We start from the raw sequence: 13,713 nt of genomic DNA on the forward strand, positions 1-13,713 counted from the left end.
TCAGCCCTCGTTCTCGACGTCGAACAGCTCGCTCGCGCGGTGCCGATCGAGCGCCGCCGCGATGAGCCCGCGGAACAGCGGGTTCGCCTCGGTCGGCCGCGAGCGGAGCTCGGGATGCGCCTGCGTCGCGATGTAGTACGGGTGCACGTCACGGGGCAGCTCGACGTACTCGACGAGGTCGAGCTCGGGGTTGAGGCCCGAGAACACGAGACCCGCCTCGGCGATCTGGGCGCGGTACGAGTTGTTGACCTCGTAGCGGTGGCGATGGCGCTCGGTGGCGCGGTTCGAGCCGTAGACCTCGGCCGCGACCGAGCCCTCGGCGAGCTCCGCCTCGTACAGCCCCAGGCGCATCGTGCCGCCCAGGTCGCCGCGGTCGAGGATGTCCACCTGCTCCGCCATCGTCGCGATGACGGGGTGCGGGGTCTCGGGGTCGAACTCGCTCGACGACGCACCCTCGATCCCGGCGACGTGACGCGCGTACTCGATGACCATGCACTGCAGGCCAAGGCAGATGCCGAGCGTCGGAAGGCCCTGCTCGCGCGCGAACTTCAGCGCGCCGAGCTTGCCCTCGATGCCGCGGATGCCGAAGCCGCCGGGCACGACGATGCCGTCGACTGCGGAGAGCGCCTTCGCCGCGCCCTCGGGCGTCTCGCACAGGTCGGACGGGATCCACGTGATCTGGACCTTCGTCTCATGGGCGAAGCCGCCGGCCTTCAGCGCCTCGGTGACCGAAAGATAGGCGTCGGGCAGATCGATGTATTTGCCGACGAGACCGATCGTGACTTCGTGCTTGGGGTTGTGGACCGCGTTGAGGACCTTGTTCCAGCGGGTCCAGTCGGTCTCCCCCGCCTTCGCGCTCAGCCCGAGGCGGCGCACGATGTACGAGTCCAGGCCCTGCTCGCTCAGCGTCGAGGGGATGTCGTAGATGCTCGGCAGGTCGACCGTGTTGATGACGGCGTCCTCGTCGACGTCGCACATGAGCGCGATCTTGCGCTTGTTCGACTCGGTGACCGGTCGGTCGCTGCGGAGGACGAGTGCATCGGGCTGGATGCCGATGGAACGCAGCATCGCGACCGAGTGCTGCGTCGGCTTCGTCTTCTGCTCCCCCGAGGCGCCCATGAACGGGACCAGCGAGACGTGGACGAAGAACACGTTGTCGCGGCCGAGCTCGTGGCGGATCTGCCGGGCGGACTCGATGAACGGCTGCGACTCGATGTCGCCGACCGTCCCGCCGACCTCGGTGATGATCACGTCGGGCCGGGGCTCCTCGCTCGCCTGCAGCCGCATCCGTCGCTTGATCTCGTCGGAGATGTGCGGGATGACCTGCACCGTGTCGCCGAGGTACTCGCCGCGGCGCTCCTTTGCGATGACCTCGGAGTAGATCTGACCGGTCGTGACGTTGGCCGCCTGGCTGAGCTCGATGTCGAGGAAGCGCTCGTAGTGGCCGATGTCGAGGTCGGTCTCGGCGCCGTCGTCAGTCACGAAGACCTCGCCGTGCTGGAACGGGTTCATCGTTCCGGGGTCGACGTTCAGGTACGGGTCGAGCTTCTGCATGACCACGCGGAGCCCACGAGCAGTCAGGAGGTTGCCGAGGCTGGCCGCCGTCAGGCCCTTCCCCAACGAAGAAACGACACCACCCGTCACGAAAATGTGCTTGGTGATGTCGTTGTTGCGTCCCGCGCCCGAAGTGTCCGTCACGGGCTTTCACCCTATCAGCCTTGGACGGAAACCGGCCCTGAATGAACCCAGGGTGTCGCCTCGATCGCGCCGATCAGGCCCGTGAGCCGAGCTGGAGCAACTCGCGCGCGTGGCCGAGGGCGGCATCCGAATCGGCCATGCCCGACAGCAGCCTGGCCATCTCTGCCGCGCGCTCATCACCCTCCAGGCGGCGGACACTCGACGCCGTCACCGAGCCGTCACCCGCCTTCACCACGGTGAGGTGGTTGTTGGCGAACGCGGCGACCTGCGCGAGGTGCGTGACGGCGATCACCTGACTGCTCTCGGCGAGCTGTGCCAGGCGGCGCCCGACCTCGATCGCCGCGGCGCCGCCGATACCGGCATCCACCTCATCGAAGACGAACGTCGGCACGGGATCGGTGGCGGCGATGACGACCTCGATCGCGAGCATGACCCGGCTGAGCTCACCGCCCGACGCCCCTCGGGCGACGGGTCGCGGGTCCGCTCCCGGGTGAGGTGCCAGGAGGATCGTGACGTCGTCGCGGCCCGACACCGTCTCGGCGCCCGGTTCGACCGCGACGGTCAGCCGCGCGTCCGGCAGCGCGAGGTGGCGGAGCTCCTCGGTGACGGCGTCCGCCAGGCGCGCGGCCGCGGCGGTCCGGGCGGCCGTGAGAGCGTCGGCAGCGTCGTCGACCTCGCCGCGCAGGCGATCGCGGTCGGCGGTCAGCCGGTCGATCCGGTCGGAGTCATCATCGAGCTCGACGAGCCGCGCCGACCCCGTGGACAGCATCTCGAGTGCCTCCGCGAGCGAACCGTGCGCGCGAACCAGGTCGGCCAGCGTCGCGCGACGCTCCTCGACGAGTGCGAGCTCGTGGGGTCCCGTCTCGTCGAGGTCGGCGAGGTAGCCGCTGAGCTCGGCGGCAACGTCAGCGACGCGGTATCCGATCTCCTCGAGGGTCGCGGCGTGCGCGCGCAGCGCGTCATCGGACGCGGACGCGCGATCGAGCTCGCGCCGCGCCTCGGCGATCAGGGTCTGCGCGTCGGGGGCGTCGTCTTCGTTCGAGAGAGCGGTATGCGCGGTCGCCGCGGCCCTCCGCAGCTCTTCCACGTTCGCCAGGCGCTCGGCACGCTGAGCGAGTTCGACGTCCTCCCCCGGGGTCGGATCGACGGCCTCGATCGCGGCGATCGCCGCCCGCAGCTCTTCGGCTTCGCGCGCCCGCGCGTCCTGCTCCGTCGTCAGCATCTCGAGATCCGCGCTCGCCCGCCGCCACGCCTCGAAGACGGAGCGGTAGGCGGCGAGGGCCTCCGTGATGGCCGCCCCACCGAAGCGATCGAGCGCGTCACGCTGCGCGGCAGCGGACTTCAGCCGCAGCTGATCCGACTGTCCGTGCACGACCACGAGATGGTCGGCGAGGTCGGCGAGCACTCCGGCGGGCGCGGTGCGTCCGCCGACGGTTGCGCGACTGCGACCCTCCGCTGAGAGGGTGCGCCCCAGATAGAGCTCAGCGCGTCCGTTCCCGAGGGGTTCGACGTCTCCCCCGCTCTCGCGGACGCGGTCGACGACGGGCCCGGATTCGGGCACGATCCACACGCCGTCGACGACGGCCTGGTCGGCCCCTGAGCGCACGGCACCCGAGTCGGCACGCTGGCCGAGGAGAAGCCCCAGCCCGGTCACCACCATCGTCTTGCCGGCGCCCGTCTCACCGGTGATCGCGGTGAAGCCGGGGCCGATGGGCAGGCTCGCGCCGGCGATGACACCGAGATCGCGCAGGCGGATCTCCTCGATCACGACGTGACCCCCGCGTCGCCGCGCCAGCCGGCGACGGGCAGCTGGAACTTCCGCACCAGCCGGTCGGTGAAGACCGAGGGGTGCAGCCGCGCCAGCCGCACCGCGCGGGACGACCGACGTACGACGACGGACGCGCCGGGAGGGAGATCGTGGGAGCGCCGACCGTCGCACCAGAGCACACCGGTCCCCTGATTGCGCCGGAGCACATCGATCGTCACCGAGGTCTCGGGGCCGAGGACGAGCGGGCGGGCGAAGAGCGCATGCGCCGACAGCGGCACGAGGCACAGCGCCTGCACCGAGGGCCACACGACCGGTCCGCCCGCCGAGAAGTTGTAGGCCGTCGATCCCGTCGGGGTCGCCACGACGACACCGTCGCATCCGAAACTCGACAGGGGCCTCCCGTCGATCTCGATCATGACCTCGATCATGCGCTCCCGCGATGCCTTCTCGACCGTCGCTTCGTTGAGCGCCCAGGTCTCGTAGACGACTCTGCCGTCGGCATCCCGCACCTGCACCGCGAGCGCCATGCGCTCGTGGATGTCGTAGTCGCGCGCGACGACCCGTCCGATCGCTTCGTCGATGTCGTCCGCCTCGAGCTCGGCGAGGAACCCGACGTGGCCCATGTTGATGCCGAGGATCGGCACCGAGGCACTGCGGACGAGTTCGGCCGCGCGCAGGATGGTGCCGTCACCGCCGAGGACGATGGCGACCTCCAGATCCGCCACGTCGATCCCTTCGCCGAGGACGGCTGTGTCGACGTCGGCGACCACGGCGACCAGATCGGGATCGTCGCCGGGCAGCACGGCGCGGGCACCCGCGGCATGGAGGGCGGCGATGACCCGCCGGGCACCCGTCACCGTGTTCTCGCGTCGCGCATGCGCGACCACGAGGATGTTGCGCGTGGGCTCGGTCATACGGCTCCCGCCAGTCGGTTCACGGTGTCCAACCATTGTGTCGGATTGCTCTCGTCGTCCGTCCCGGGCCTGAAGTGGACGACGTACTCCTGATTGCCGTGCGTTCCCGCGATGGGCGAGGCGATCACCCCATGCGTGCCGAGCCCGGCATCCCAGGCCTGCCACAGGACGCCGGCGACGGCGTCGGCCCGACGACCGGGCTCCGTCACGAGCCCTTCGCGCACCCCCGTCCGCCCCACCTCGAACTGCGGCTTCACCAGTAGGACGATGTCGGCCTCTGCGGGGACGACGTCCGCCACAGCTGGGAGGATGTGGGCGAGCGAGATGAAGGAGAGGTCTCCCGTGACGATCGAGGGCGCTGCGGAGAGGCCACTGGCCTCCGCGAGCGAGGCGGCCGTCATGTGCCGCACGTTGAAGCCCTCGACCGAGATCACGCCGCTGTCCGCCGCCACCTGCGGGCTGAGCTGACCGTGACCGACGTCGACGGCGATGACCGAGCTCGCCCCGCGCTCGCGCAACACCTGAGTGAACCCTCCGGTCGACGCGCCCATGTCGAGCGCTGTTCGGCCATCGACGTCGATCCCGAACGCGTCGAGACCGGCGATCAGTTTGTGCGCCGCTCGACTGACGTAGTGATCGGATGCCGCGACGGTGATGACGGCGTCGTCACCGACCTTGATCGACGCCTTCACCACGGGGCGTCCGTCGACGCTCACGAGCCCGGCATCGATGAGCGCCGCGGCGTGCGTGCGGGAGCGCGCGAGGCCCCGCGCGGCCACCGCAGCGTCGAGCCGGGACGTCATGCGAGCCGGTCGCGGGGACCGGACTCGAGGCGCCGAGCGAGGTCATCGTGCAGCAGCGCATAGGCGGCGGCTCGCTCGCTCAGCGGCTGGTCCTCGATGACGTCGAGCGTCGAGACCAGATCCTCGCGGCGGGCATCGGCGTCAGCGGCATCCATCGACATGCCTCCACGATACGCCGCCGCACCGCGCGGAGGCGGGAGCTCAGCGGCGGTGGAACGGATCGGCGTAGAGACGCTCGGGAACGCGGAACCCGTAGATCGCCCGGCCCGTCGCCCAGATCGCGGCAGCGCCGGCCCGGACCAGGTCGATCGGCCGGTCGCCCTCGCTGAGGATCCGCACGTCGGGCCCTTCGATCCGCACGGACGCCTTGCCAACGGTGGTGACGTCGTTCTGCACGACCACCTCGGGATAGGGCTCGTGGAGCTCGCGCAGGTCGCCCACGATGAACGTCGGACGCGAGGAGAGCGGAGCCGCGAGGACGTGCTTCGGGCGGTCGATACCGGTGAGGACGAGCACGGAATCGATGCCCGCGCTCTGTGCGCCCGCGATGTCGGTGTCGAGGCGGTCTCCGATGAACAGCGGATGCCGCGCCCCGAATCGCGCGACCGCTTCGTCGAAGATCGGCCGCTCGGGCTTACCCGCCACCGTCGCCAGCCGTCCGACCGCAGTGTGCACGGCAGACACCAGCGTGCCGTTGCCGGGGGCGATGCCCCTGCCCTGCGGGATCGTCCAGTCGGTGTTCGTGGCGATCCAGGGGATGCCGCCGTCTTCTTCCGGCGTCGCCAGCGCGTACGCCGCTTCCGCGAGGTGGGTCCAGCCCACCTCCGGCGCGAATCCCTGCAGGACGGCGGCCGGGGCGTCGTCGGCGCTGCGGGTGACGACGTAACCGGCTTTCTCGAGTTCGAAGACGAGCCCGTCACCGCCGACGACGAGGATCGTCGCTCCGGGCGCCACGCGCTCGCGCAGCAGTCGCATCGCTGCCTGCGGGCTCGTCACGATCTCGTCTGCCTGGGTAGGCAGCCCGAGGTCGCTCAGGTGCGCGGCGACGACACTGTCCCGGCGCGACGCGTTGTTGGTGATGTAGCCCAGCCGTCGACCCGAACCCGCACGTGTGAGGCTCTCGATGGCGTGCGGGATGGGACCGTCACCGGCGTAGACCACTCCGTCGAGGTCGGCGAGGATGACGTCGACGTCGGCCAGTGGCGTGGGCCGCGACCGGGAGAACAGCCCCATCAGGCGCGGTCCGCGTCGCCGTCCGGCGCGGAGTCGGCCGTGGCCGTTTCGGCACTGGCGTCAGGCGCGAGGTCCTCTTCCGCATCGTCGTCGAGCTCGATCTCGTCGATTTCGTCGATCTCCATCGTCTCGCTGTCGGCGTCCTGCTCGCCGATGGCAGCCGCGGCGACGTCGGCGCGGTGCTGCCACTGCGCTGCCTCCTCGTCGCGGCCCAACTCCTCGAGGACCGCGGCACGCGCGGCGAAGAGTGCAGGACTCCACGAGAACGCGCGATCGGGGTCGAGCTCGGGGATGTCGAGTTCCTGCAACGCCCGGTCGGTCTCGCCCAGGTCGAGACGCGCGCCCGACATGGCGATCGCGAGTTCGACCCGGACGTCGACGGGGAGCGTCGAGCGGTCGACAGCACGGCCCACCTCGAGGGCGCGGTCGGGTCGACCGACACCGCGCTCACTGTCGACCATGAGCGCGATCTGGTCGTCCTTGCCGGAGATGCGGCGGTAGGTGCGCAACTCACGGAGGGCGAGGGCGAAGTCCCCGATCGTGTAGGCGGTCACCGCAACGGTTTCCCGCACGACCGCGATCCTGCCGGCGCTGCGGGATGCCGCGAGGGCGTGTTCGTGCGCGAGCGCGGGATCGTCGTCGATGAGGCGCGCCGCCATCGCGAGGTGGCGAGCCACCTGTTCGGCGTTGTCCTTGCTGAGGGTCTTGAGTTCGTTGCGAGCCGGGCCGTTGAGGTCGCGGGCGGTCACGTCGTCCGGGACGGTCGGACCGGCGGGAACCTGCCGCCGGTCTGAATCCTGCGGCGGACGCGACGCGCGACGTTCGAAGGGACGATCTCCGTCGCGGCGGGGACGATCTCCGTCACGCTTCGCGTACGGACGGTCCCCGTCACGCTTCGCGTACGGACGGTCCCCGTCACGCTTCGCGTACGGACGATCCCCATCCCGCTTCGCGTACGGACGCGCATCGCCATCGCGGCGAGGACGGTCGCCCTCACGCTTCACGTACGGACGATCCCCATCCCGCTTCGCGTACGGACGCGCATCGCCATCGCGGCGAGGACGGTCGCCCTCACGCTTCGCGTACGGACGATCTCCGTCGCGGCGGGGGCGACCAGCGTCACGCTGCGCGTAGGGACGATCTCCGTCACGCTTCGCGTACGGACGGTCCCCGTCACGCTTCGCGTAGGGACTGTCCCCCTCGCGGTGGGGACGATCAGCGTCGCGCTGTCCGTAGGGGCGGTCTCCGTCACGCTTCGCGTGCGGACGCGCATCGCCATCGCGTCGAGGACGGTCTCCGTCACGCTTCGCATACGGTCGAGCATCGCCCCGAGGGCCGCGAGGGCGATCGGATCGGGAGTCGGGAGATGCCGGGCTGAACTTGCGCTTCCCGCCCTCGCGGCGCGGACGATCGTCCTCAGTCATCGTTTCCCTCTCCCTGCGTTGTGGTGTGTTAACGAGAAATGGCCACCCAGCTTTGGGTGGCCATTTCACGAAAGAAGTCCGGCGGTGTCCTACTCTCCCACAGGGTCCCCCCTGCAGTACCATCGGCGCTGTGAGGCTTAGCTTCCGGGTTCGGAATGTGACCGGGCGTTTCCCTCACGCTATGGCCGCCGAAACACTATTGATGTTTCAAAATCGACACAACAGCATGAATGTTCATGTGTTGTGTGGTTCTCGACCGTACATCGAGAACCACTCAGTGGACGCAAGCACCTAGAACGGTGTGTTATCAAGTCATCGGCTTATTAGTACCAGTCAGCTGCACGTGTTACCACGCTTCCACATCTGGCCTATCAACCCAGTAGTCTGGCTGGGAGCCTCTCACCCGAAGGTATGGAAATCTCATCTTGAGGCCGGCTTCCCGCTTAGATGCTTTCAGCGGTTATCCATCCCGAACGTAGCTAACCAGCGGTGCTCTTGGCAGAACAACTGGCACACCAGAGGTTCGTCCAACCCGGTCCTCTCGTACTAGGGTCAGATCCTCTCAAATTTCCTACGCGCGCAGCGGATAGGGACCGAACTGTCTCACGACGTTCTAAACCCAGCTCGCGTACCGCTTTAATGGGCGAACAGCCCAACCCTTGGGACCTACTCCAGCCCCAGGATGCGACGAGCCGACATCGAGGTGCCAAACCATGCCGTCGATATGGACTCTTGGGCAAGATCAGCCTGTTATCCCCGAGGTACCTTTTATCCGTTGAGCGACAGCGCTTCCACAAGCCACTGCCGGATCACTAGTCCCGACTTTCGTCCCTGCTCGACCTGTCAGTCTCACAGTCAAGCTCCCTTGTGCACTTACACTCGCCACCTGATTGCCAACCAGGTTGAGGGAACCTTTGGGCGCCTCCGTTACTTTTTGGGAGGCAACCGCCCCAGTTAAACTACCCACCAGGCACTGTCCCTGAACCGGATTACGGTTCGAAGTTAGATATCCAGAGTGACCAGAGTGGTATTTCAACAATGACTCCACGGTAACTGGCGTCACCGCTTCAAAGTCTCCCACCTATCCTACACAAGCCACACCGAACACCAATACCAAGCTGTAGTAAAGGTCACGGGGTCTTTCCGTCCTGCTGCGCGTAACGAGCATCTTTACTCGTAGTGCAATTTCGCCGAGTTCGCGGTTGAGACAGTTGGGAAGTCGTTACGCCATTCGTGCAGGTCGGAACTTACCCGACAAGGAATTTCGCTACCTTAGGATGGTTATAGTTACCACCGCCGTTTACTGGGGCTTAAATTCTCAGCTTCGCCTTGCGGCTAACCGGTCCTCTTAACCTTCCAGCACCGGGCAGGCGTCAGTCCGTATACATCGTCTTGCGACTTGGCACGGACCTGTGTTTTTAGTAAACAGTCGCTACCCACTAGTCTCTGCGGCCACCACACCCTTTCGGAGCAAGTCCTAATAAGTGGATGGCCCCCCTTCTCCCGAAGTTACGGGGGCATTTTGCCGAGTTCCTTAACCACGATTCTCTCGATCTCCTTAGTATTCTCTACCTGACCACCTGAGTCGGTTTGGGGTACGGGCAGCTAGAACCTCGCGTCGATGCTTTTCTCGGCAGCATAGGATCACCCACTTTTTATCCGCATCGTGTCTCAGCCTGTATGAGTCACGGATTTGCCTATGACTCGGCCTACGCACTTGCCCCGGGACAACCATCGCCCGGGTTGGGCTACCTTCCTGCGTCACACCTGTTAATACGCTAGCCGCACCAGCATGGGGTCGAGCGTTAGACCGGACGGTCTCACCCCGAAGGGATCCACTCGTCCGGGTTAGGACTCTTAGCACCACTGGATTAGCTTGGGCGGTTCTTCGCCGGTACGGGAATATCAACCCGTTGTCCATCGACTACGCCTGTCGGCCTCGCCTTAGGTCCCGACTTACCCAGGGAAGATTAGCTTGACCCTGGAACCCTTGGTCTTTCGGAGGACGTGTTTCTCACACGTCTTTCGCTACTCATGCCTGCATTCTCACTCGTGTAGCCTCCACGGCTGGTTCACACCGCCGCTTCGCTGGCCACACGACGCTCTCCTACCCATCAACACGGCTGGACCACGAAGGCCTACCAATAATGTCAATGCCACAACTTCGGTGGCGTGCTTGAGCCCCGTTACATTGTCGGCGCGGAATCACTTGACCAGTGAGCTATTACGCACTCTTTCAAGGGTGGCTGCTTCTAAGCCAACCTCCTGGTTGTCAGAGCAACTCCACATCCTTTCCCACTTAGCACGCGCTTTGGGACCTTAGTTGGTGGTCTGGGTTGTTTCCCTCTCGACTATGAAGCTTATCCCCCACAGTCTCACTGCTGCGCTCTCACTTACCGGCATTCGGAGTTTGGCTGACGTCAGTAACCTTGTAGGGCCCATCGGCCATCCAGTAGCTCTACCTCCGGCAAGAAACACGCAACGCTGCACCTAAATGCATTTCGGAGAGAACCAGCTATCACGAAGTTTGATTGGCCTTTCACCCCTATCCACAGCTCATCCCCTCAGTTTTCAACCTAAGTGGGTTCGGTCCTCCACGACGTCTTACCGTCGCTTCAACCTGGCCATGGATAGATCACTTCGCTTCGGGTCTAGGACATGCGACTGAATCGCCCTATTCAGACTCGCTTTCGCTACGGCTACCCCACTCGGGTTAACCTCGCCACATATCGCTAACTCGCAGGCTCATTCTTCAAAAGGCACGCTGTCACCCCTGCTAAGGAGGCTCCAACGGTTTGTAAGCAAACGGTTTCAGGTACTATTTCACTCCCCTCCCGGGGTACTTTTCACCTTTCCCTCACGGTACTTGTCCGCTATCGGTCATCTGGGAGTATTTAGGCTTATCAGGTGGTCCTGACAGATTCACACGGGATTTCTCGGGCCCCGTGCTACTTGGGATACTCTTCGCGTCAAGAGAAGCATTTCGACTACGGGGTTGGCACCCTCTATGACCCGCCTTTCAATGCGGTTCGTCTATACCTTCTTGTAACGCCGACACCACGGCAGTGATGTCTGAAAAGTCCCACAACCCCCAACGTGCAACGCCTGCCGGCTATCACACACGCTAGGTTTAGCCTGATCCGGTTTCGCTCGCCACTACTAACGGAATCGCGGTTGCTTTCTCTTCCTGTGGGTACTGAGATGTTTCACTTCCCCACGTTCCCTCTACCCGCCCTATATATTCAGGCGGGAGTCACCAGGTACGCACGCGCCCTGGCGGGGTTTCCCCATTCGGACATCCTCGGATCAAAACTTGCTTATCAGTTCCCCGAGGCTTATCGCAGATTGCTACGTCCTTCTTCGGCTCCAGATGCCAAGGCATCCACCGTTTGCTCTTAAAGACTTGAAATCACATGAGTTCGAATCGTCAATCGAAATTGACTAATGATCTTTAAGATCATCTTTCTGTTCCGACCGAAGTCGAAACAAAGATGCTCGCGTCCACTGTGTAGTTCTCAAAGTACGGGCGGTACCTCCCCCGCACCGGCACTGCCGGCAAAAGGAAAGGCCCTGAGGTTCGTCAGCATCAGATTCGAAGACCCAACCCATCCGGTCCCTCAGGACCCAACAGCGTGCATGTGCCAGAAGCCTCACCCCGAACCGTTCCAGACCCGAAGGCCGTACTGAATCCGGAAGTCACCCTCCGACACCTCATCAAATGTTCCACCCATGAGCTCCCCGCAGAGACATTCGCTCTGATCGGGGGCCTGGACAGCCGAAGCTGCCAGATGCTCCTTAGAAAGGAGGTGATCCAGCCGCACCTTCCGGTACGGCTACCTTGTTACGACTTAGTCCTAATTACCGATCCCACCTTCGACAGCTCCCTCCACAAGGGTTGGGCCACCGGCTTCAGGTGTTACCGACTTTCATGACTTGACGGGCGGTGTGTACAAGACCCGGGAACGTATTCACCGCAGCGTTGCTGATCTGCGATTACTAGCGACTCCGACTTCATGAGGTCGAGTTGCAGACCTCAATCCGAACTGGGACCGGCTTTTTGGGATTCGCTCCACCTCACGGTATTGCAGCCCTTTGTACCGGCCATTGTAGCATGCGTGAAGCCCAAGACATAAGGGGCATGATGATTTGACGTCATCCCCACCTTCCTCCGAGTTGACCCCGGCAGTATCCCATGAGTTCCCACCATTACGTGCTGGCAACATAGAACGAGGGTTGCGCTCGTTGCGGGACTTAACCCAACATCTCACGACACGAGCTGACGACAACCATGCACCACCTGTTCACCAGTGTCCAAAGAGTTCCCTATTTCTAGGGCGTTCTGGTGTATGTCAAGCCTTGGTAAGGTTCTTCGCGTTGCATCGAATTAATCCGCATGCTCCGCCGCTTGTGCGGGTCCCCGTCAATTCCTTTGAGTTTTAGCCTTGCGGCCGTACTCCCCAGGCGGGGAACTTAATGCGTTAGCTGCGTCACGGAATCCGTGGAATGGACCCCACAACTAGTTCCCAACGTTTACGGGGTGGACTACCAGGGTATCTAAGCCTGTTTGCTCCCCACCCTTTCGCTCCTCAGCGTCAGTAACGGCCCAGAGATCTGCCTTCGCCATCGGTGTTCCTCCTGATATCTGCGCATTCCACCGCTACACCAGGAATTCCAATCTCCCCTACCGCACTCTAGTCTGCCCGTACCCACTGCAGACCCGAGGTTGAGCCTCGGGATTTCACAGCAGACGCGACAAACCGCCTACGAGCTCTTTACGCCCAATAATTCCGGATAACGCTTGCGCCCTACGTATTACCGCGGCTGCTGGCACGTAGTTAGCCGGCGCTTTTTCTGCAGGTACCGTCACTTTCGCTTCTTCCCTGCTAAAAGAGGTTTACAACCCGAAGGCCGTCATCCCTCACGCGGCGTTGCTGCATCAGGCTTCCGCCCATTGTGCAATATTCCCCACTGCTGCCTCCCGTAGGAGTCTGGGCCGTGTCTCAGTCCCAGTGTGGCCGGTCACCCTCTCAGGCCGGCTACCCGTCGACGCCTTGGTGAGCCATTACCTCACCAACAAGCTGATAGGCCGTGAGCCCATCCCAGACCAAAAAATCTTTCCAGAAACTCACCATGCGGTGGAATCTCGTATCCGGTATTAGACGCCGTTTCCAGCGCTTATCCCAGAGTCCGGGGCAGGTTGCTCACGTGTTACTCACCCGTTCGCCACTGATCCACAGAGCAAGCTCTGCTTCACCGTTCGACTTGCATGTGTTAAGCACGCCGCCAGCGTTCATCCTGAGCCAGGATCAAACTCTCCGTAAAAGAAAAATACTGACAACGACCGGAAAAAGGCCGAAGCAGCGAGTTTGAACTGACCAAAAGGATGTCAAAACTGACAATCCATAACGCCAACCCCCAACAAAGAGGATTGGACTTGATCCAAAGGAATCTCACCCAGCCAAAACTGGGACGAGGTTATTTGGCATTTGACAAGTGCACGCTGTTGAGTTCTCAAGGATCGGATGCTCCCACACCACCCACACCGGGGCTTCGTAGTGAGGCAACTTCTCGCTCTCCACCGTGAAGGCCGAACGAGATCCGCGTGAAAGTCATGGACCTTCACGGCGATCACCACGGGGCTTCGAGGTGGAGTTCCCATCCTAGACCATGAGGTCCTGTTCTCTCTAGGAGAGGTTTGGGATGGATTTCGTTCTCCGCTTGAGGGGGCGTCGCCTTCCGGCTCTCGCTCTTCCCTGTGGGGCGAACAAGTAATAAGTTACGCGGGGCTCGGGGGTCCGGCAAATCAGGCGCGCATCCCGGGCGTGTCGCGCTCCTCCGCTCCCCCTGCCGCCTCGCAGTCGTAACGGCGAAGG

7 protein-coding genes and 3 rRNA genes are annotated in these 13,713 nt (G+C 63.9%); all 10 read right to left on the reverse strand.

Translation table 11 applies throughout. From position 1 onward, the window contains the following. The 10 genes from pyrG to BKA24_RS12045 all read right to left on the reverse strand — a co-directional run bounded on the left by pyrG (window position 1) and on the right by BKA24_RS12045 (window position 13,162). Window positions 1–1,698 carry a CTP synthase gene (gene pyrG / locus BKA24_RS12000; RefSeq protein WP_184218460.1) on the reverse strand — a complete coding sequence of 566 codons (1,698 nt, stop codon included), beginning with the start codon at window positions 1,696–1,698 and terminating at the stop codon, window positions 1–3. Window positions 1,699–1,771: 73 nt separating this feature from the next. Then, window positions 1,772–3,466 carry a DNA repair protein RecN gene (gene recN / locus BKA24_RS12005; RefSeq protein ID WP_184218463.1) on the reverse strand — a complete coding sequence of 565 codons (1,695 nt, stop codon included), beginning with the start codon at window positions 3,464–3,466 and terminating at the stop codon, window positions 1,772–1,774. Then, entirely contained in the window at window positions 3,463–4,380 is a 918-nt protein-coding gene (locus BKA24_RS12010; RefSeq protein WP_184218466.1) for an NAD kinase, read from the reverse strand. Before BKA24_RS12010 ends, recN begins: the two co-directional genes overlap by 4 nt. Further along, the gene (locus BKA24_RS12015; protein WP_184218469.1) at window positions 4,377–5,183 is read right to left on the reverse strand and encodes a TlyA family RNA methyltransferase; all 807 of its coding nucleotides are present in this window, start codon (window positions 5,181–5,183) and stop codon (window positions 4,377–4,379) included. Before BKA24_RS12015 ends, BKA24_RS12010 begins: the two co-directional genes overlap by 4 nt. Next, a complete protein-coding gene (locus tag BKA24_RS12020; protein ID WP_184220933.1) occupies window positions 5,180–5,344 on the reverse strand; it encodes a hypothetical protein in 165 nt (54 codons plus the stop codon). Before BKA24_RS12020 ends, BKA24_RS12015 begins: the two co-directional genes overlap by 4 nt. Window positions 5,345–5,384: 40 nt before the next feature. Continuing rightward, a complete protein-coding gene (locus BKA24_RS12025; RefSeq protein ID WP_184218472.1) occupies window positions 5,385–6,416 on the reverse strand; it encodes an HAD-IIA family hydrolase in 1,032 nt (343 codons plus the stop codon). Next, window positions 6,416–7,165: a hypothetical protein gene (locus tag BKA24_RS15415; protein ID WP_343066114.1), complete on the reverse strand. Its 750-nt coding sequence runs from the start codon at window positions 7,163–7,165 to the stop codon at window positions 6,416–6,418. Before BKA24_RS15415 ends, BKA24_RS12025 begins: the two co-directional genes overlap by 1 nt. 751 nt (window positions 7,166–7,916) lie before the next feature. After that, window positions 7,917–8,033: ribosomal RNA gene (gene rrf, locus BKA24_RS12035) — 5S ribosomal RNA — on the reverse strand. Between the two features lie 110 nt (window positions 8,034–8,143). Then, window positions 8,144–11,249: ribosomal RNA gene (locus BKA24_RS12040) — 23S ribosomal RNA — on the reverse strand. Window positions 11,250–11,639: 390 nt separating this feature from the next. Beyond that, window positions 11,640–13,162 (reverse strand): 16S ribosomal RNA (locus BKA24_RS12045). The 16S, 23S and 5S rRNA genes sit together here, the layout of an rRNA operon. Between the last annotated feature and the right edge of the window lie 551 nt (window positions 13,163–13,713).

Source organism: Microbacterium marinum, assembly GCF_014204835.1.
GTDB classification, from domain to species: Bacteria; Actinomycetota; Actinomycetes; order Actinomycetales; family Microbacteriaceae; genus Microbacterium; species Microbacterium marinum.